This window comes from Nocardioides astragali (assembly GCF_024436375.1).
GTDB lineage: Bacteria > Actinomycetota > Actinomycetes > Propionibacteriales > Nocardioidaceae > Nocardioides > Nocardioides astragali.
Genome location: NZ_JAFMZM010000002.1, coordinates 454,527 through 477,267, shown reverse-complemented (window position 1 = coordinate 477,267; position 22,741 = coordinate 454,527). Strand labels below are relative to the sequence as shown.

The window sequence follows — 22,741 nt, the reverse complement described above, 5'->3', positions numbered from 1 at the left end:
GGCCGTCGGTTCGGAAAGGGCCCATGTCGAAGTCACATGATGTCCGCCCTCCCCGCGTCACCGTCCACGACGTCGAGATCGATGGACAGACCATGGCGGTCATGATCGACGACAACGTCCCGGCCACGGGCGGTGGCCGGTCCCGGGCGACGTGGGTGAGCACCGACCGCGGGGTGGGGGCGTCCCGCGACCGATGCTCGCCACGCTCGCGCTGCGCCACCCAAGCATCGCGCGCCGCCACTCGACAGCACCAGCGGTCGCGCGTTCAAGCTCCTGAACACGTCACCGCGGAGGGTGGCGATGCTGCCGCGTGATGATGGCAACCGGGGTCACGGCTCCCAGGACCACGCGAGCGCCGCGATGCCGCCAGTCCCCATCCAGTCGTTGAACTCGGACCCCTGGGCATCTCGAGCGGTCTGGACCATTTGAGAGCCATTCCGCGCGTCGCAGCGTGCTGTGGCACGCCGGTTCAGGAAGATGTAGTGGCCGCCACCCGCGACGCGACCTACTCTCAGGGCATGCCCGTCAAGGGCTTGATCTCGGCAGGCTCGATACTTCCCGTTGCGCTGGCCGCCGTATCCGGAGTCGTGATCACGACGGCCGTCTCAGTCGCGCGCCTCTCCCCCTCGCTGGGCACCGACCGTCATTCGTTCGGCGTGCTCACCCTGGACGACCTCCATGAGGGACAGGTCGAGCTCGCTGCGGCGATGGTGCTGATCCTGGCCGCAGCCGTTCTGTGGGAGCGTGTGCGGCGCGTGCCAACACGTGGGCACCTGCTGCTCTTTGCCGCACTCTGCACGCTGGCCGTCGACAACCTCGTGTCCGCGCTCTTCACCGCCGGATTCGACTCCTTGTCCACCAGTCGCTTCGCCACGTGGGCGACCAGCTCGATCGGCCTGGTCGCGGTCGTCCTCCTCCTGCTCGCGGCCTGGCTGCCCGACGAGAGGCTGGTCCGGCCACGCCTGGCAGTGACCACGACGATGGTGGCCACGGGCGGGGTCGTGGGACTCGCGGTGACCATCGCCTGGGTGTTCCGTGGCGTGTTGCCAGCAGCCTTCGACACGAGACCAGACACGCCCGAAGACCTCACGCTCCTGAGTGAGCACCCGAGCCTGTTCGTCGGTGAGGTGTTGGCCTCGCTCTGCTGCTTGGTTGCCGGCCTCATGTTCACCAGGGCCGCGCACAGGCGCCAGGACGACCTGACCGGTTGGCTCGGCGTCGCAAGCGTGCTTCTGGCGGTCTCGTACGCCAACTACGCCCTCGTCCCGTCCCACTTCACGGAGCTCCTCTTCCTGGGCGACTACTTCTTCCTCACCGCGGTGGCGGTGCTTCTCGTCGGCGCCGCCCAGGAGGTCCGGGCCGCCGAAGCGGCACTGGTCGACTCCGCGCTGTACGGCGAGCGCCGACGCATCGCGCGAGAACTGCACGACGGCGTCGCCCAGGAGCTCGCCTTCATCGGCACGCAGACCCACACGATCACCAGCGCCCGCGACCCTCAGAAGGTGGCTCGCGCCACGCACCGGATCCAGGAGTCCGTGGACCGTGCGCTCGACCAGTCGCGCAGTGCCATCAAGCTGCTGTCCGGCCCCGTCGACGAGTCCCTCGCCGCCACCATCGAGGCCGCAGCGGATGTGGTGTCGCGACGCACCGGAGCACACGTGTCGCTGGACCTCGACCGATCGATCGTGGTGACCACCGAAGTCCGTGCCGCCCTCGCCAGGATCACCCGCGAGGCCATCAGCACCGCCGCCCGGGTGGGCGGAGCCGACAAGGTGCGTATCGACCTGTGGACCAACGGATCCGTCGGACTGCGGATCGTCGATGACGGCTCCGGCCTCGACCCGCACGCAGGGCCCGCGATCGCCTCGGCGCTGGCGAGCATCCGCGAGTCAGCTGAAGCGGTCAACGGGAGCGTGACGATCGAGACGGGTGACGGCACCGGAACCACGGTGGAGGTGCGCGTGCCATGAGCCGGACCCCTCGCGTGCTCATCGCCGACGACCACCAGGCCATCCGGGTGGGCGTCCGCGAGGCCCTGGAGAGCGGCGGCTGCGAGGTGGTGGGCGAGGCCGAGTCGGCGTACGCCGCCGTGGAGCTGGCGCACCGAGTGCGTCCTGACGTGTGCCTGCTTGACATCGGCATGCCGGGCAGTGGGCTGTGGGCGGTTCGGAAGATCACTCAGGACAACCCAAGCTGCAGGTGTGTCATGCTCACCGTCTCGGAGAGCTCGGACCATCTGGTCGATGCACTCCAGGCCGGTGCCATCGGCTACCTCCTCAAGGACATCGCGCCGTCGGACCTTGCCCCTGCCGTGCGCGCCGCGATCGAGGGGGAAGCCATCCTCAACGGCGTGCTGACTGCGCGCGTCATCGAAGCGCTCCGGGGAAAGCGTCGCACCGCGAGGGTGGTCAACAGCCAGGGGCACGAGGTGACGTTCACCGACCGCGAGTCCGAGGTGCTCCGGCTCCTCGTCAGCGGCCTCTCGACCGGGGAGATCGCCTCCCGGCTGTTCGTCCAGCCGATCACTGTCCGACGCCACATCTCGGATGCGGTACGGAAGCTCCGCGTGACCAGCCGAGCCGAGGCTGTCGCGCTGCTACGTGGCCAGTCGAGCGGGCACGACAACCGGGCAATCTGACCTGAGCGTTCAGCCACCTGAACGCGAAGATGACACCGCGACGTCATGCGATCCCTCCACTTGGGGCGTTTGCTCGGGACTCATGGCGGCGCCTCTGTCGCCTCGAGGGGTTGTGGCGCGATGTACGGATCTCGCAGTTCATCTCGGCAGGGTGTGACGTCGGCACCAAACGGGTCTCGGCACGGGCGCGGGCGGCTTCGAACGCCCCCCCAGCACCATCGCGGCCCTCGCCGCGGCCTTCGCCACGTCCTGATGTCGATGCTGGCCCTGACCATCGGGTCCGGAGCCGTTGCCGCGCTCGACCTCCCCGCCCAGGCCGCCGCGGCCGGCGCCACACTGGTCGTCGACAGCACCATGGACGCCGTCGACACCAACGTCGGCGACGGCGTGTGTCGCGCTGCCGGTACGGGCTGCACGCTGCGGGCTGCGATCCAGGAGGCCAACGCGAACCCCGGCGCCGACCTCATCCACGTCCTCCCCGGCACGTACGCGATCGGAATCGCGCCGATCAACGAGAACGCCGCCAACGTCGGCGATTTCGAGATCCTCGACCCGGTGACCATCGAGAAGGCACCGGGTCATCTCGGCGACGCCATCGTCGACGGCGGCACTCCCCTGCCCAGCTCCCCGCTCATCGCGCGCGGGCTCGACCGGCTCTTCGAGGTACACCCCGGCGCCGGTGACGTCACGTTCCGGAACCTCACGCTGCAAAACGGCTTCAGCCCCGAGGAGGGCGGCGCGATCCAGAACTGGTCGATGGGCAAGCTGACCCTGGACGGCGTGACGGTCAAGGACAACTACGCGGAGAAGGCCGGTGGCGGGCTCAACCACGCGGACCTCAACGACTACGTGTGGACGACCGAGCCGCCGAACCTCGAGCTCCTCCCCCACGGCCGCGTCGAGATCACTCGCTCGACGTTCACGGGCAACGGCTCGAGCGGCGGCACCGGCGCCGCGATCAACAACGTCTCGGGCGGCACGATCACCATCTCCCAGGGCAGCGTGGTCACGCTGAACCCGGGACCGATCAAGCCGGACCCGCTGGACCCGGAGCAGTTCGTCCTGGTCGACCCGGCGGACTACCCGCTAGCGGCGAGCGCCATCGCCAACCAGGCGCGGTGGGGGAAGGTCGGCACGCTCAAGATCGCCGACTCGACCATCTCGCTGAACGCGGCCGAGGGCAACGGCGCCGGCATCCTCAGCGAGGGCGACAGCATCGTCGAGGTCACCAACACGACGATCACCCAGAACCGCACCTCGGCCTCAGGCGCCGGGCTCTACAGCGAGGGCGGCACGGTCACCGTCTCGGGCAGCACCATCTCCAAGAACCAGGCCGCGAACGGCGCCGGCCTATACAGCGGAGGCCACGTCTCGCAGCACGGACTACGCGGCACGTTCACCCTCAAGGACTCGCAGGTGCTCGAGAACACCGCCGAGAACGGGGGTGGCCTCTTCAACGACGGCGACGCGCAGCTCTCGGTCACCGACACGACGTTCAGGAAGAACCACTCGTCCGACCACGGCGCGGCGATCTCCAGCGAGGGGCGGTCGAACATGACGCTGACCCGCGTCACGGTGGCCGAGAACGAGTCATGGGGCGAGGGCGGCGGCGTGTGGACACACAGCGAGCGCCAGCAGACGGTCGTCGACTCCACGTTCACGAACAACCACGCCGGCGTGCCGCACCTCGAGGACGGCCTGATGACCGACGACGTCGCCGGCGGCGGCGCCCTGCACACGGATGGCGGCCCCCTGACCGTCCGGGGCTCGACGTTCGACGAGAACAGCGCGACGGAGGAGGGCGGCGCCCTCAGCCTCAACAACATGGGAGACGTCGACATCGTCGACAGCACCATCAGGGACAACCGCGCCTACGACGGCGGCGGCCTGGAGAACAGCGCCACCGAGGTCACATTCCGGCGGGTGCTGGTCTCGGGCAACCGGGCCAAGGGAGCGGGCGGCGGCATCTACAACACGGCGAGCGGCCACTTCCGGCTCGTCGACTCGACGATCAGGGGGAACAGCGGCGTCATCGGCGGCGGGCTCGCGAACGCCCCGGACAACGCCATCATCGTGCGCGGGTCGCTCTTCCTGAACAACACCGCCCGCATCGGCTTCACCGAGGACGGCGAACTGGACGAGAACGCCGGCAAGGGCGGCGGCATCATGAGCTTCGCCGACGGCGACTCGCTCTACGAGAACACGACGATCTCGGGGAACAAGGCAGGGAGCGCCGGCGGCGGCCTCTTCCACGACGCCGACGGAGAGCTCCGGCTCGTGCACATGACCATCTGGCGCAACTCGGCGCCCGCGGGCGGCGCGGTCGGCGTCGTCGAGTCCGACTTCGTCCCGCCCATCCCGCCGGCGGCGAACTCGGCCGTTATCGTGAAGAACTCGATCCTTGGCGGCAGCCTCCAGGGCGGCAGCTGCGACTGGTACGTCCGCTCGGAGGGCGGCAACCTCGAGACGGGAGCGCGGAACACCTGCTTCCTCGCGGTGACGGCGGAGACCGCCGAGAGCCCGATCGAGCTCGGCGTACGTGATCGGCGCGGTGACCCGCAGCTGGAGGCGATCGCCGACAACGGCGGCCCGACGCTGACGCACGCGCTCCGGTACGGCAGCCTGGCGATCGACTCGAGCGCGCCGCCGTGCTCGGTCGTCGACCAGCGCGGGATCGAGCGGCCGCAGAACGGCCGCTGCGACGCGGGCGCCTTCGAGTACGTCGGCGACCCGCCGGCCAACGACGTCCAGCCCCCGGAGACGGAGTTCAACTACCCCGAGGACGGCCCCTTCCAGGACGGCCTCGAGACGATGGCGTTCCGGTTCCGCGGCACCGACAACCAGACCGCGCCGGGCGAGCTCAACTTCGAGTGCCGCTTCCTGGAGATCGACCTGGTCGAGGAGCCGGAGCCGGTCGCGCCCTGGGATCCGATCCCTCCCGAAGAGATGTGGAACGGCTGCGCCAGCCCCTGGTCGGTCCCGCTTCCCGAGGAAGGCCTGTTCAGGTTCGAGGTGCGCGCCATCGACCGCGCCGACAACACCGACCCGACGCCGGTGAGCCAGTTGATCAGCGGTGTGGGGATGACCCCGCCGGAGACCCTCATCGTCGAGGCTCCGGGCCTCACGCCCGGCACGACAGTCCCACCCGCCCCGGCCAGCACGCCGACCACGAACAGCCGCTCGGCGCTGTTCAGCTTCAGGGCCGTCAGCGACTTCACGCCCTCGCAGTTCGCCGAGTACGAGTGCCGGCTCGACAGCCGCGACCCGGACATGTGGCTCGAGTGTTTCAACCCGACCATGTTCAGCGACCTGGCCACCGGCCTCCATACCTTCGAGGTCCGGGCGATCGCGGGTGAGGCCGCGGGGCCTGACCCGACCCCCGCGCGGTACACCTGGCGCGTCGGGCCCGATCCCGACGACCCGGGTGCGACGCCGATCAGCTGTGACGAGGCGAACATCACTCTGACCCCGAACGCCGACGGCTGGGCGGACCAGGTCAACCCGCTCGAGAACTACTGGACGATGACGGAGCTCGAGGTCCGCTCAGACGCGACGATCCCTGCCACCGGACCGACGGAGCACCGGAACGCGCGCGCCTTCTTCCGGTTCCCCCTGCAGTCCGACGCGCCCGACTGTGAGCTGGTCTCGGCCACCCTGCGCCTCTACTCCGGCGGCCACACCGAGGGCCGGACCCTTCTGGCCGTCCCGCTCGCCGAGACGTGGAAGGAGAGCACCCTCAATTGGGTCAGCCAGCCCGATCAGGTCGCGGGCGCCGTCGGCGCCCCGACCGGATCCGGGGAGGGCTACCGCGAGTTCGACGTCGAGGCGCACGTCGAGGCGATCTTCGCCGGTGAGATGCCGAACTTCGGCTGGGCCGTCAAGGACCAGCAGGAGAGCGATCCCGAGGGTGGCGACCAGAGCTTCGTCTCCCGGGAGCAGCCGCAGGATCCGCCGGAGATCACCCTGCCCGAGCTGGAGCTGCGCTTCGAGGCGGCCGCCACGCCGCCCCCGCCGGAGCGGGAGGAGCCGGGGGCTGCGGAGGTCGTGACCTGCGGGCAGGTCATCACCGAGAGCACCAAGCTCGCGGCCGACGTCACCGGCTGCCTCGGCGAGGGCATCGCCATCGGGGCGCCGAACATCGTCCTCGACCTCAACGGGCACACGGTCGCGAGCGGGCTCCTGCTCGAACCGGGCGAGGAGGACAACCTGACCCCGGGCATCCGCAACGGCTACCCGAACGTCGAGATCCGCAACGGCACCGTCACCAATTACGGCTACGGCGTCCTGCTCGGCCCGGGCTCCGTCAACAGCGACGTGCACCACATGACCCTCACCCGCAACGCCCTCACCGGCGTGCAGCTCTTCGACGCGGACAACGGCCGGCTGGGAAGCACGGTCCGCGACAGCGTCTTCGACTCGAACGGCGAGACCGGTCTCCAGCTCATGAGCGGGACCGAGGGCAGCCTCATCGAGGACAACTACTTCATCTCCAACGGCATGTCGATCCACCTGTTCGACAGCCACCGCAACGTCATCCGCAACAACACGATCAGCGGCATCATCCTCGACCCTGCCCTCGATTCGGATGCCGGCATCGTGCTCGAGAACGGGTCGCGGCAGAACGTCGTCGAGAACAACGACATCAGCGACACCGGCGACGCCGGCGTCGTCATCCACCAGGGCTCCCACGGCAACACCGTCCGCGGCGGCGTCCTGGTCCGGAACGGCGACGCGGGCGTCATCGTGTCGGACTCCGACCGGATCGAGGTCGACGGCGTGCTGGCGCACCAGCAGTCCGACGGCGGCGTCGTGCTGTCCAACTCGAGCAACAGCGTCGTCAAGAACAGCGACCTGCGCTACAACCCGTCCGGCGTCGACGCGGGCGGCACGAACAACCTCGTGGTGGAGAACAACGACGTCTCCAACTCGCTCCAGACGGGTATCGCACTCGGCGACGGCGTCAACATGGTGATCCGCAACAACGTCGCGAACCGGACCGGTGGCGCCGGCATCTCCGTCGACGCCAGTGCCTTCGACACGCTCGGCAACGCGGTCGGCGGCGCGCTCGTCGAGGGAAACACCGCCAACGAGAACGCCGAGAGCGGCATCGCCGTCACCGTCGCCAAGCACACCATTCGCAACAACACGGCCAGCAACAACAGCAACTACGGCATCGACGCCGGCGAGGAGCCGGTCCAGGGCGAGCCTCTCGACCCCAACCGGAACATCGACGGCGGTGGCAACACCGCGGCCGGCAACCACTCCGACGGCGTCACCCCAGGCCTCCCCGACGCCGTCCAGTGCCTGGGCGTCGTCTGCGCAACGGGAGACCCGACCCCGATGGCGCCGGTCGACCTTGCCGCGCCGGAGACGACGCTCACCTCGGTGCCTCCCGCCGTGACCGGGAACGAGACCGCGGTCTTCGAGTTCACCGCCAACGACGGCACGAACGGCGACCCGCTGACCGCGATGAGGTTCGAGTGCCGCCTCGACGCGCCGCCAGACCCGCCGCTGCCGCCGGAGGAGCCCGAGCTCGAACCTCCCGACCCGACCGAACCGCCCGAGGTGCCCGAGCCCCCGGAGGGCGAGTTCTGGGCCGAGTGCTCGAGCCCGAAGACCTTCCTGAGCCTCGAGCCAGCTGTGGACCACCACTTCGAGGTGCGCGCGGTCGACCAGGCCGGCAACTTCGACCTCACCCCCGCCGAGTACACGTGGCGGATCGAGGCCGGCGTCGAAGAGGACGGCACCGAGGAGTGCGGCCCCGGCGAGACCCTCGGCGTCGACTGCACCGTCGCGGGCGTCGCTCCCGACACCCGCATCACCGCCGCGCCCGGTGAGCTGGTCACCGACGTCGCCGGCACACGCTTCGACACGACCAACCGCGCGGCCACCCTCAAGTTCAACGGCATCGACAACCGGACCGCGGGCTACAACCTCACGTTCGAGTGCCGTGTCCACTACGACGAGTTCAACGACCACCTGACCCAGGCCGACATCCCCTCGGAACAGGTGCTCCCGTTCGAGCCGTGCGTCTCACCCGAGCAGTACAGCGACCTCAGGTACGGCGGCCACATCTTCGAGGTGCGGTCCATCGACCTCGGAGGCAACCGGGACGTCACGCCGGCCTCGCACACCTGGTGGGTCTACCCGCCGCCGCCGGACACGACGCCGCCAGAGACGAAGCTCCTCTCCGGCCCCGACCCGACGACTGTGCAGACGCGCGCGACGTTCACCTTCAACGGCACGGACAACCAGACGCCCGCCGAGGAGCTCGGGTTCCAGTGCCGTCTCGACGGCGCGATGAGCGGCGGCCAGCCCGCCTGGACCACCTGCACCTCGCCGTACACCGTCAACGGGATCGCGCCTGCCCACCACGTGCTGCAGGTCCGCGCCGTCGACCTGGCCGGGAACGTCGATGACGTGAACGGGGATGTCGACGACCCGACAGCGCCGGACGCCCTCGACCCGAGCGACGGGGTCCCAGCCGCCTTCGAATGGACCGTCGGCGCGACCCCGGTGACGAAGACCGTCTTCTGCGGTCAGAAGATCACCCAGAGCATCATCGTCAACAACAACCTCGGTGACTGCCTCGGCCACGGGCTCATCGTCGGAGCCGACAAGATCACCATCGACCTCAACGGCAAGACGATCGACGGCAAGGCGCTCGGCGCCGCGATCCTCAACAACGGCTTCGACTCGGTGACGATCAAGAACGGCCGTCTCACCGACTACGACTACGGCGTGATGCTGAACAACGGCGCCAAGCTGAACATCGTCGAGGGCGTGACTGTGGACCTGACCCAGGACGCGGCCATCGCCCTCGGCCACGGGACCTTCCCCGAGGACCCCGCCCTGGCGCCGAGCGAGCCGGTGCCGGGCTTCCAGTCCGGAGTCGACGGCAACATCCTCCGCTCCAACACCCTGGTGTCCAACAAGCGCGGCGTCTGGCTGCTGAACGGCGCGAAGGACAACCTCGTCCACGGCAACCTGATCGGCAACTCGAGCGACGACTCCGTCTGGATCGAGCGTGCCAACCAGAACCTGGTCGAAGGCAACAGCATCCAGGCCTCGAGCGGTGCCGGCGTGCTCCTCGAAGGCGCCGTCGACAACACCGTCAGGGAAAACTCACTCGTGGACGTCAGCGTCGGGGTCCTGGTCGGCGCCACCACGCAGGGGCCGACGGTCGGCATCGAGTCGACGGGGAACCGGGTTGAGGGCAACACCGTGTCCGACAGCGCCGGGCCGGCCCTGGAGATCGACACCTCGAGTGGGAACCAGCTCATCGACAACACCGCGACGCTGGTGAGCTCCGCCGCGATCGACCTCTTCCACGGCAACTACAACGTCATCCGGGGCAACGAGGTCGGCGGAAACAAGGCCGGCATCTCGCTGAAGAACTCGAGCGGCAACCTGATCGAGGGAAACGACGCCAGCGACTCCGAGGGAACGGGCATCGATCTCCAGTCGCAGTCGTTCTCGAACACCCTGCTCAACAACGTCTCGAGCGACAACGTCGGCGGCGGCATCTACATCGGCGACGAGACCCCGGCGGGCCAGGGCACCCTGGTGCAGGGCAACACGACCAACGGCAACAAGGGCATGGGCATCCAGGCTTCGAAGCCGAGCCACATCTTCAAGGACAACGTCGCCTTCGACAACGGCAGCTGGGGCATCAACGTCGGCGACCCGTCCGGTGGCAAGTCCAACATCGACGGCGGCGGCAACGTCGCCCAGGGCAACGACGGCCCGCTCGGCGTCGACCTCAAGCCCCAGCAGTGCTACAACATCACCTGCACCGGCGGCCTGGGCGGCGGCGACCAGATCTCGCCGAACACGAGCATCCTCGAGACTCCGGTCAACCCGAGCTCGGAAAGTGTCGCAGTGTTCCGGTTCACCGGCGCCGACAACGCGAGCCCGGTCACCTTCGAGTGCCGGTTCGAGAGCACGCTCGAGTCGGACTGGCGGGCGTGCACCAGCCCCGCCAGGTACAACAACCTCGCCAACGACACCTACACGTTCGAGGTCAGGGCGGTCGACTTCTCGGGCAACACCGACCCGACCCCGGCGACCTACACGTGGGCGGTCGTGCTCGGCGACTTCAAGGCTTCGATCGACTCGACCCCGGACAAGGTCACCGTCGACACCAGCGCGACGTTCGAGTTCTCGGCGAACCGCGACACCGGTGTGACCTTCCGATGCCTGCGCGTCGACGCCGGCGCGGACCTCACCGGCCTGTGGGCAACCGCGCCCGCGTGCGCCTCGCCGAAGACGTACACGGGCCTGGCCACGGGTGACCACGAGTTCTGGGTGCGGGCCACCGACGCCGCCAGCAACTTCGACACCAAGATGTACGCCTGGACGGTCGGTGCGCCACCCGTCGCCGAAAGCGTCTCGTGCGGCCAGATCCTGACGCGAAGCACCCGACTGCTCAACGACCTGGTCGACTGCGGCGGCCACGGCCTGATCGTCGGCGCGCCCGGCATCACCATCGACCTCGACGGCCACGTGGTCGACGGCCTCGGCCTCGACGCCGGCATCCTCAACAACGGCCACGACGACGTCACGATCACCAATGGTCTCGTCACCCAGTTCCTCAACGGCGTCCAGCTCAACCCCGGCACCGCGCGCAACTCCGTGCACCGCCTGCGGGTCGAGGGGAACGACGAGGCCGGGGTCGCGCTGTCCGACGCCGACCAGGGCACCGACGGCAACACGATCCGCGACAACTCGATCGTCGCCAACGAGATCGGCATCGCTCTCTACACCGGCACGCGGCACGCCGTGATCCGGGACAACACGCTCGCCGCGAACCTCGGCGAGGGCGCGATCGTCCTCGAGTTCGCCAGCGAGAACCTGATCGAGGGCAACCAGATCGGTCAAAGCGGCGCCAGTGGTGTGTCCCTGCTCGGCGGCGGCAGCAACACCGTCACCGACAACGTCCTCAAGGACAACGGCGGCATCGGGATCATGGCCGGCGACGACCTGCTGGCCTCCAACGACAACCTCATCCAGCGGAACACGATCCGCGGCGGCCAGGGCGGCGTCCTCGTCGCGGGCGACGGCAACACGATCCTCAACAACGACGCGATCGGCACCACCGGTCCCGGCGTCTCCGTCGAGCTGGCCACCGACACGATCGTCAAGGGGAACGACTTCAGCGGCAGCGCGGGCGGCATCGTCGTCGGTGAGGCCACCGGAACCATCGTCGAGGCGAACAACGCCAGCGGGACGCTCGGCTCCGGCATCGAGATCGGCGAGTTCTCGCTCGACTCCGTCGTCCGGGACAACACCGCGAGCGGCAACGGCGGCGACGGGATCGAGATCACGGAGTCGTCCGTCCTCAACCGGGGCACGCTGGTCGAGAACAACACCACGGACGCCAACGGTGGCGACGGCATCTACGTCGAGGGCGCCGGGCACACGGTCAAGAGCAATGTCGCCCAGCTGAACGGCGGCTGGGGCATCTACTCCGTCGGCGCGGTCGACGGGGGCGGCAACTTCGCCGCCGGCAACATGGAGCCCGACCAGTGCTTCGGCGTCGTCTGCGAGATCGGCACCGTTCCCGGCGCGCCGGACACCTGGATCGTCTCCGGCCCGGCGGACTGGGACATCGGAACGCCCGGGATCCAGAGCGGCAGCCGGAACGCGAGCTTCACCTACATGGGCGCCGACGAGTTCAGCCCGATCACCGACCTCGTGTTCGAGTGCCGACTCGACTCGACCAACGCGCTCGCTTGGGAGGACTGCGAGTACCCGGCCGAGTACCTGAACCTGAGCCCCGGCGAGCACACGCTGGACATCCGCGCCATCGACATGCTGGGCCAGGGCCTGGCGGACCCGACACCCGCCAGCTTCACGTGGAGCTACGTGCCGCTGCCGACCGGCGTGGCGCCCCAGGTGACCCTCGACGTCGTGCCGGACGACATCGAGCCCGGCACGCCCGGTGTCCAGACCTGGCTCCTCGACGCGATCTTCACCTTCCACGCGAACGAGCCCGACGTCACCTTCCAGTGCAAGGTCGACGCCAACGGTTACGAGCCGTGTGGATTCGAGGCGGCCACCTTCATGAACCAGGGCGCCTTCGAGTGGGCGCTCGCCGAGAACGAGGTCGGCCCGCACACCTTCTCCGTGCGCGCCATCGACTTCGAGGGCAACGTCGGCGCGCCGACCACCTTCACGTGGGAGCTCATGGGCGTCAACGTGGTCATCACCGACGGACCCGGCTTCACGCCGGCGTCCGGCGGCCCGCAGGGCGACCCCGCGACCGGCGGTCCGACCGCAAGCACCTCCGCCGAGATCACCTTCGAGGCCAACGTCGGCGACGTCCAGTTCTGGTGCCGCTTCGACAGCCTCGACCCGGGCGACTACTTCCCGTGCGAGTCTCCGTTCCGCGTCGGCCCCGCATTCGCCGGCGACACGGCGTACCCGGACGCGCTGCTGCCGGGCGATCACGTGCTCGAGGTCTACGGCGAGTCCGAGCTGTTCGGCTCTGCGGCCGAGCTGGAGCCTGCGATCTATGAGTGGGAGGTCGTCGACGCCGTCGACACCGTGCCGCCCAACACGACCATCGAGCGCGCCCCGGTCGCGGCCGACCTGAGCTCGACGGTCTTCGAGTTCAGCGGCACCGACGACCTGACGCCGGAGTACCTGCTCACCTTCGAGTGCCAGGTCACCGACGGCACGGCGCTCCCCAACGACAACGAGTGGGTCGAGTGCACGACCCCGTTCAACCTGCTCGACGTCTACTCGTACGCCGATCCCCAGATGCTGCTCACCCAGCACACGTTCCACGTGCGCGCGGTGGACATGTCCGAGCCCGAGTTCCCGGACCCGACGCAGCCCAACTTCGAGGGCAACGCTGACCCGACCCCGGCCTCGTACACCTGGACCCCGGTGGCGGACACCCGCGCCCCGTTGGTCAGCATCACCGGCGGTCCCGCCGGCGGCGCCACCGTGGGCCAGGAGCCCGAGCTCTACACTTTCTCCGGCCACGACAACGCGACGCCCCAGCTGCGCCTGGAGTTCGAGTGCGCTGCCTTCCTCACCGCGGCCGGTATCGGCTCGGCGGAGTGGGCATCGTGCGAGTCGCCGGTCGGCGGCGGCTACGACATCAGCGGCCTCGAGCCCGGTGCCTACACCGTCGCCGTGCGGACGACCGACCTCGCCGGCAATATCGGCCCGGCCGCCACGCGCACCGTCACGGTCTCGGCCGCGCCCGTCGTGACGTTCCTCAGCGGACCGGACGGCCGTCTCGACCCGATCTCCGGTGAGCCGGACGGCACGAGCGGAACCGAGAACGCCGTGTTCACCTTCGAGACCGACCAGCCCGGCTCCACCTACGAGTGCTCCGTCGACGGGTCCGACTTCCTGCCCTGCGGTGGGACGACCACCCCGGCGACCGGCGCGGCCTGGGTCGTCGAGAACGGCACGCATGACTTCACGGTCCGGGCCACCAACCCCCAGGGGATCGTCAGCGAGGAGGCGGTCTACGAGTGGCTCGTCCAGCTCAGCGCCGACACCGCGGAGCCGAGCTCCCAGATCGTCAACGGGCCGGAGAACGGCACCCTGCAGACTGTCGCGACGTTCACCTTCAAGGGCACCGACAACCGGACGCCCGCCGCGAGCCTCACCTTCGAGTGCGCGCTCGACTCGACGACGTCCTGGAACTCGTGCACCTCGCCCGAGCAGTTCTCCGACCTCACGCGCGGCTCGCACACGCTGCGCCTGCGGGCCGTCGACGCCGCCGGCAACATCGAGTCGACGCCGTCCGAGTACACCTGGATCGTGGCGCCGCCGCCCGTGGTGACCATCCTCACCGGGCCCGGTGTGGAGCAGGAGGAGACGACCGACAGGTCCGTCACCTTCACCTTCTCCTCGGACGTCAGCCCCGTCACGTTCCACTGCTGGCTCGACGGCAAGTTCAACCCGCACCTGCCAGGTGACACGTCGAAGCCCGCCCCGTGCGACCCGACCGGTCAGAGCTACACCGACCTCGGGATCGGCGACCACCTGTTCGCCGTGCGCGCGGTCGACCAGTTCGGCAACATCGGAGTGTGGGAGGACTCTGAGTTCCGGATCAGCCCGTCCGAAGCCACGATCACCTCGGCCCCGGCCAACGGGACGAGCACCACGGCGTCGTTCGAGTTCACCAGCGAACCGCACGACCCGGGCGCGGTCTTCTACTGCTCGCTCGACGACCGTCCGTTCGGGCTCTGCGAGTCGCCCAAGACCTACACGAACCTGTTCCCCGGTGAGCACACGTTCCAGGTGCAGACGCTCTACACCGGCGTCGACTGGCAGGGCCTGCCGTTCGAGCACGACCCGATCCCGGCCGTGCACACCTGGACGGTCCAGGACTTCACCGCGCCCGAGACGACGATCGAGTTCGGCCCCGCTGCGACGACGATGAGCACCAGCGCATACCTCCAGGTCAACTCGGACGATCCGACGGCCACGATCGAGTGCACGCTCAACGGCGTCACCACGGACTGCGAGCCGGGTGTCGTCACCGAGCTCACCGACCTCGTTCCTGGGGACTACACCTTCAGTGCGGTGGCCGCCGACCCGTCCGGCAACATCGACCCGACCCCGGCCACGTACGAGTGGACCATCGGCACGCCCTCCGGCCCGCCGAACACGGCCGTCGGTGACAACGTCGCGGTCGACCTCGGGAGGGTGAAGGTGACCTACTTCTCGGTCCAGACCGCCGGCACGACCACGGCCGACCGGCTCGGCGGCGGCCCCTCGCTGCCCGAGGGCTACGGCGGCGGCAGCGCGCAGATGTACGACGTCTCGACGACGGCGGAGTTCACCGACCCCGTCACGGTCTGCATCGACTACGACGTCAGCGACTTCGGCGGCGGCACGCCGTCCGTGCGGCTGCTGCACTTCGACGGCACCGAGTGGCTCGACGTCACAACGCTGAACAACCCGTTCTCCTCGCCGGGCCGCGTGTGCAGCAACGAGGTCGAAGGCTTCTCGCTCTTCGCGGTGGCCCGCGCCTCTTCCGGCATGGCGCCGGAGGCGTACATCCTGTCTGGGCCCGAGGGCCCGCTCGGCCCCGAGGGTCTCCCGACCAGCACGAGCGGCTCGGCGAGGTTCGAGTTCTGGGTCGACCAGCCGGGCGCGATCGCCCAGTGCTCGCTCGACGGTGACCCGTTCTTCTACTGCGAGTCGCCGGTGACGGTCGGCCCGCTCGAGGAGGGCGGCCACGAGTTCATGGTGCAGGCGATCAACGAGTTCGGCTGGGTGGACCTGACCCCTGCCCTCTACGAGTGGGAGGTCCTCGGGCCGGACGTGACGCCGCCGACGACGCTCATCACCAGCGGCCCGCCCGAGGGCTCGTCGACGCCGAACTTCATCAGCAACTTCGAGTTCTCCGGCACGGACGACTTCACACCGGCACTCGAGCTCGACTTCGAGTGCACGCTCGACGGCGAGGCCATCGGTGGCTGCGAGACGCCCGAGGAGATCGAGGTCACCACGCCGGGCGAGCACACCCTCGTCGTTCAGGCGATCGACGCCGCAGGGAACATCGACCCGGTCGGCGCCACCCGGACCTGGACCGTCATCGACATGTCCGGGCCGGACACCGAGGTGCTCACCGGACCCGAGGAGGAGACCACCGAGACGAGCGCGACCTTCACGTTCGAGGGCTTCGAGCTGCTCAACGACGAGCCGGTCAACCAGTTCGAGTGCGCGCTCGACCAGGGCGAGTTCGGCCCCTGCCCGGGCGGCGTGCCCGGCGAGGCCACCTACCCCGGCCCGCTCGGTGGCGGCGTCCACGTGTTCCACGTGCGCGCGGTCGACCCCGACGGCAACCGCGACATCTCCCCTGCCTTCTACGAGTGGATGATCATCGGCGACGAGGACACGACGCCGCCCGACACATTCATCGTCGTCCACCCGGAGCCCGCGAACTCCGGCCCCGACGTGACCTTCGGCTTCGCCAGCGACGAGCCGGTCGAGACGTTCGAGTGCTCCTACGGGACGGGCACGCCGCCGGCCGCTCCGACCACGTGGCAGGAGTGCGAGACCGTCTGGCTGCTGGAGGGCCTCGGCTCCGGCCAGCACTGGCTGTGGGTGCGCGCGATCGACGCCGCCCTGACCCCCAACACCGACCCGACCCCCGCGGGCAAGGACCGCGGCTTCGGCCCCAACGACACCGACCCGTTCGTCTGGACGACCACCGGCGAGCCCGAGACGATCATCGACTCCGGCCCGGCCGACCCGACCGGCTCCTACACCGCGACCTTCGAGTTCCACTCCGACCAGCCCGGCGCGACCTTCCAGTGCTCGGTCAACGGCTCGCCGTACGTCGGCTGCTCGTCGGGTTACCAGGCCGGTCCGTTCCTGCCCGGGCCGGGCGGAGAGCCGGTGGAGCACGAGTTCGAGGTCCGCGCAGTGAACCAGTACCGCAACGCCGCCGGTGAGCAGGTCGTGGACATGTCGCCCGCGACGTACGCCTGGACGGTGCAGGACGTCACGCCGCCCGAGACCCACTTCCTCGGCGCGGAGGAGATCGGACCCGAGCAGTTCCTCGAGCCCGGCCTGCGGTTCACCTTCCGCGGCGTCGACGACCTCGGCTCCTCCTACGAGCTCGAGTTCGAGTGCGCCATCACCAACACCACCGCGGGCGACCCCGTGGTGTGGGAGGGCTGCGGTGAGTCCGCGGCCGACGACTCGTTCTTCCACGAGATCGCGTACGCCGACCTCGCGGGTGGCGAGTACGCCTTCCAGGTCCGCGCGCTCGACATCGCGGGCAACCACGACCAGACGCCCGCTCCGCATCCCGCGCACGAGTTCACTGTCGAGGCCGAGCCCGAGACGACGTTCCTGTCGGTCACGCCAGACATCGCCGGGCCGGACTTCGAGACGACCGCGACATCGTTCAGCTTCTCCTTCAGCGGGACTGGCGGGAGCTTCATGTGCGCGCTCGACTCCACGATCTTCGAGCCCTGCACGTCGCCTGAGGCGTACTCCGGCGTGCCCTCTGGCGAGCACCTGTTCCAGGTCTTCGCAGTCGGCGAGCACGGGACCCCCGACACCACGCCCGCCGAGTTCGAGTTCGTCAGCGGCACCGACGTGGCGCCCGACGTGACGATCAATCTGGCGACCGCGCCGCCCTCGACCGGCGGCACCGCGACCACGGGGACGATCGAGTTCGGCTCGACAGACCCGGACGCGTCCTTCCTCTGTGTCCTCGACGGCGGGCCGGAGCTCCCCTGCTCCTCGCCGCTCGAGTACGCCGACCTCCCGGCCGGCGAGCAGAACCCACACACCCTTGAGGTGACGGCGACGAGGGCGGACCTGCTGCCGAGCGTCACCCTCAACACGGCGCTGCACGAGTGGGTCATCACCGACGACGCCGCGCCCGAGACGACGCTGCTCGCGACGCCGTCGAGCCCGAGCGGCAACGAGGTGGAGTTCCGGTTCACCGGGTCCGACAACGGCACCAGCGCCGCGAACCTCACCTTCGAGTGCCGGCTTGACGGGGTCGAGCCATGGGCCGGGTGCTCGTCGCCTCACACGGTTCCCGACCTGACCGGTGGGGAGCACACCTTCGAGGTGCGCGCGACCGACCAGACCGCCATCACCGACCCCGAGCCGGCGAGCTACACCTGGGACGTCATCGCGCCGCCGCTGACCACCATCACCAACGAGGCGCCGGTCGGTACCGAGGTCCTCGAAGGTGAGGTCAGCCCCAGCGCCACGGGCGAGCTGTCGTTCTTCGACCAGCCCGGCTCGACCTACCGGTGCCGCCTCGACGCCGTCGACCCGGACGTCGACCCGTTCGAGCCGTGCACGTCTCCGTTCGCGTACGACCTCTCCAACGGCGAGCACGTGTTCGAGGTCAAGGCCACCACGCCCCCGCTGGGCGGTCAGCCGATGACCGAGAGCCCGGCCGCGTCCTACACATGGACCATTGACGCGCCCGACACGGGTGCGCCGGAGACAACCGTCGACCTCGGCCCGGCGAACCCGACGACGAACACGACGGCGACGTTCCTCTTCAGCGGCACCGACAACCGGACCGCCCCGGGCGCGCTCACCTTCGAGTGCTCGCTCGACGGCGCTCCGTTCGCCCCCTGCAGCAGCGGTGACGCCTGGACGGGTCTGGCACTCGGTGACCACACCTTCGCGGTGCGGGCGACCGACACCGCCGGGAACGTCGACGGCATGCCCGCTCAGTACACGTGGACGATCGAGGCGCCTGCCCCGGACAACACCCCCGTGGGCACGAACGTCGAGGTCTCCGCCGGTGGCGCGACCATCACGTTCGCCGAGGTCACCGCGGCGGGCACGACGTCGGTGTCCACCATCACCGCGGACGCGGCCCCGGCGCTCCCGAGCGGCTACGCAGGCGCTGGCGCGAAGTTCTACGACGTCTCCACCACGGCGACGTTCGTCGGCGACGCCACGGTCTGCCTGCCGTACGACGCGCTCGTCGACGCGCACGTCCTGCACTTCGACGGGCAGTGGCTCGACGTGACGCTGGAGCAGCAGGGAACCCTGCTCTGCGGCGTGGTCAGCAGCCTGTCGCCGTTCGCCGTCGCCGAGGCCTCGGCCGCGGTGGCTCCGCAGACGACCATCATCCAGGCGCCGACGGAGCCGGCGATCCAGTCGACCGGCGACGGCGCCGAGGTGCAGTTCCAGTTCGCCTCGAGCATCGACACGATCGAGCGTCCGGCGCAGTTCGAGTGCTCGCTCGACGGAGGCGCCTGGAGCTCCTGCGACTCGCCGTACCGCTTCAACGCGCTCTTCGGAGAGCACACGCTGCGGGTCCGGGCCGTCACCGACACTGGCGTCGTTGACGCGACGCCTGCGTCCTACACCTGGACGGTCCTCGCACGACCGGTCGCCACGATCGGGTCCGGCCCGGCCGACCAGGCGCCGGCCACCCCGGACATCGAGAACGAGGCCCGGTCGGCGACCTTCGAGTTCACCTCCGACCAGCCCGGCAGCACCTTCGAGTGCCGCCTGACAGGTGAGTCGACGGGCACCTCGTGGCAGGCCTGCGAGTCGCCGAGGACCTACGGCAGCCTCGCGCTCGGCGAGTACACGTTCGAGGTCCAGGCGATCAAGGACGGCCACGCCAGCTTCCTGCCCGCGCAGTACGAGTGGGAGGTCGCCGACCTGACCGCCCCGGTCGTCACGATCGACAGCGGCCCGTCGGGCACGGTCGACGAGCGGACCGCCAGGTTCGAGTTCTCGGCGGACGAGCCCGTGACCTTCGAGTGCTCGCTCGACGGTGCCCCGTTCGGCGCCTGCCAGTCGGGCCTCCAGTACACCGGCCTCGACCGCGGCCAGCACACCTTCGAGGTCCGGGCGACCGACACCTCGGAGGGCGAGAACCTCAGTGTCACGAAGAGCCGCACGTGGACCGTCGCCGACCTCACGGCGCCCACCATCTCCCTCACCGGGAAGCCGGCGGCAACGACCTCGGCGACCTCGGCGGAGTTCACCTTCAACGCGACCGACAACTGGTCGGCGCCGGGAGCCATCACGTTCGAGTGCCGCCTCGACGGAGCGGCGTACGCCGCCTGCGGCTCGCCGAAGTCCTACTCCGGCCTCTCGGCAGCGCAGCACACCTTCGACGTGAGGGCGACCGACGCCGCGGGCAACGCGCGGACGGAGGGCCACACCTGGACGGTGGAGGATGTCGTGGACCCGGAGGCGGAGATCACGAGCGTCACGACGGGCTCGCTGATCATCGAGTTCACCGGCACCGACGACCACACCTCGGCCGCGGACCTGGAGTTCCAGTGCCGCGTCGACGGCAACGCGTACGCCTCGTGCTCGAGCCCGAAGACGTACTCGAACGCCGACCTGGCGGCGATGACGCCCGGTGAGCACACCTTCGCGGTCCGCGCGGTCGACGAGGCCGGCAACGTCGGGCAGCCCGACACCCGCACCTTCACGGTGGCGGACACGAAGGCGCCGGAGACCTCGATCACCGGTCACCCGAACGCGACTACCACCAACACCGACGCGACGTTCACGTTCACGGGCAGCGACGACGGCACCACGCCGGCCGGCCTGACCTTCCAGTGCAAGCTGGACGCCGGCTCGTTCGAGCCCTGCGCGTCGGGGAAGTCGTACCCGGGTCTCACGGTCGGGCAGCACACCTTCCAGGTCCGGGCGACAGACGCCGCCGGCAACACTGACGGCTCGCCCGCGAGCCACACCTGGGAGATCCAGGAGCCGGCCCCGACACCCGACACGACCGCGCCCGAAACGACGATCGGCAGCAACCCGCCGGCAACCACGACCCAGACGAACGCGTCGTTCGAGTTCGCGGGCACGGATAACCGGACGCCGAGCGGGAGCCTGACCTTCGAGTGCAGGCTCGACAACGGCTCGTACGCCGCCTGCACCACGCCGAAGGCCTACACGGGCCTGGCGACCGGGTCGCACACCTTCTCGGTGCGCGCGAAGGACGCCGCCGGCAACACCGATCTGTCGCCAGCGACGTACACGTGGACGATCCAGAGCCAGACCGTCAACTGCGGCACCCAGCAGACTCTGACCGCCAACGGCGACTCCTGGGTCGACTCCGGCAGTACGGGTTCGAACAAGGGCTCGGACTCGATCCTCAAGGTGATGTCCAAGAGCGGCGGCAACCTGCGTGCGCTCGTCCGGTTCAACCTGCCGACGATGCCGGCCGGCTGCTCGGTCGAGTCCGCGACGCTGCGGATGTACGCGAAGTCGGCCGCCGGCGGACGCACCCTGCAGGTCCTCCGGCTCGGCGGGTCCTGGACCGAGGGCGGCGTCACGTGGGCGAACCAGCCCGCGACCACGGGAAGCGCGGTGACGACGACCTCGGGCACCGGCTACCGCGAGTGGAACGTGGCCGGGATGGTCCAAGGCATGTACACCGGCTCGAACAACGGCTTCCTGGTCCGAGACGCCAGTGAGAACCAGGACGCCGAGCAGCAGTTCAACAGCCGCGAGGCGAGCACCGACCGGCCGCAGCTGGTGCTGAAGTTCGGCAACGGTGCCCCGCCGAACGGCGTACCGGACACGACGATCACCGGAAGCCCGCGGGCGGCGGACCCGACGACCTCGGCGACGTTCACCTTCAACGGGACCGACGACACGACGCCGGCCAGCAGCCTGACCTTCCAGTGCCAGCTCGACGTCGCGGAGACAGCGCCGTGGACGGCTTGCGCGAGCCCCCGGACCTACACGCAGCTCGCCGCCGGCTCCCACACCTTCCGTGTCCGCGCCGTCGACAGCGGCGGAGCGGTCGACCCGCAGCCTGCGGTCTTCACCTGGACGATCGACCAGACGGACCCGGAGACGGTCATCACCAACGGCCCGCCGTCCTCGACGACCAGCACCAGCGCGCGGTTCGGCTTCCAGTCGCCGGAGACCGGGACGACGTTCGAGTGCAAGCTCGACGCCGGGGCGTGGACCGTGTGCACCTCGCCGAAGGACTACACGGGCCTGAGCGTGGCCCAACACTCCTTCCAGGTGCGTGCGACCGACGCGGCCGGCAACGTCGACAAGACGCCGGCGAGCCAGCTCTGGACAGTCCAGCCCGGCGGCGACCCCGTGAACTGCGGGCCCGCGCTGACCCGCACGTCGGTGGCCGACACGTGGATCGACCAGAGCAGCCCGTCGTCCAACAAGGGCTCCGACTCGATCCTCAAGCTGATGTCCAAGAACGGCGCCAACCTGCGTGCCCTGGTCCGGTTCGACCTCCCCGCAATCCCGACGGGTTGTGTGCTCGACACGGCCAAGCTGCGCCTGCACGCCTCGTCCGCGTCGGGGAGCCAGCGCACCCTCCAGGCCTTCGGGCTCGGCGGCGCGTGGACCGAGGGAGCGGCCACCTGGGCGAACCAGCCGGCGACGACGGGCAGCGCAGCGACGACGGTCTCGGGCACCGGCTACCGCGAGTGGGCGGTCGCGACGATCGTCCAGGGGATGTACTCGAGCGGCTCCAACCACGGCTTCCTGATCAAGGACGCCAGCGAGAACCAGGACGCCGAGCAGCAGTTCCACGCGCGCGAGAAGGGCGACAACATCCCGCAGCTCGTCCTCACCTTCAAGCCCGCGTCGTGAAGAGAGTCCTCATGACCGAGAACGGCAACCGACCAA

At 69.5% G+C, this 22,741-nt stretch carries 3 protein-coding genes; all 3 read left to right on the top strand.

The window, feature by feature from the left end; genetic code table 11:
• Positions 1–518: 518 nt before the first annotated feature.
• The 3 genes from J3P44_RS07165 to J3P44_RS24940 all read left to right on the top strand — a co-directional run bounded on the left by J3P44_RS07165 (position 519) and on the right by J3P44_RS24940 (position 22,705).
• Entirely contained in the window at positions 519–1,970 is a 1,452-nt protein-coding gene (locus J3P44_RS07165; protein ID WP_255889586.1) for a sensor histidine kinase, read from the top strand.
• Positions 1,967–2,638 (top strand): response regulator, encoded by a 672-nt coding sequence (locus J3P44_RS07160; protein ID WP_255889585.1) that lies wholly within the window; start codon positions 1,967–1,969, stop codon positions 2,636–2,638. Before J3P44_RS07165 ends, J3P44_RS07160 begins: the two co-directional genes overlap by 4 nt.
• Positions 2,639–2,890: 252 nt before the next feature.
• Complete coding sequence (locus tag J3P44_RS24940; protein ID WP_305122093.1) at positions 2,891–22,705, top strand: right-handed parallel beta-helix repeat-containing protein; 19,815 nt, start codon at positions 2,891–2,893, stop codon at positions 22,703–22,705.
• Positions 22,706–22,741 lie beyond the last annotated feature (36 nt).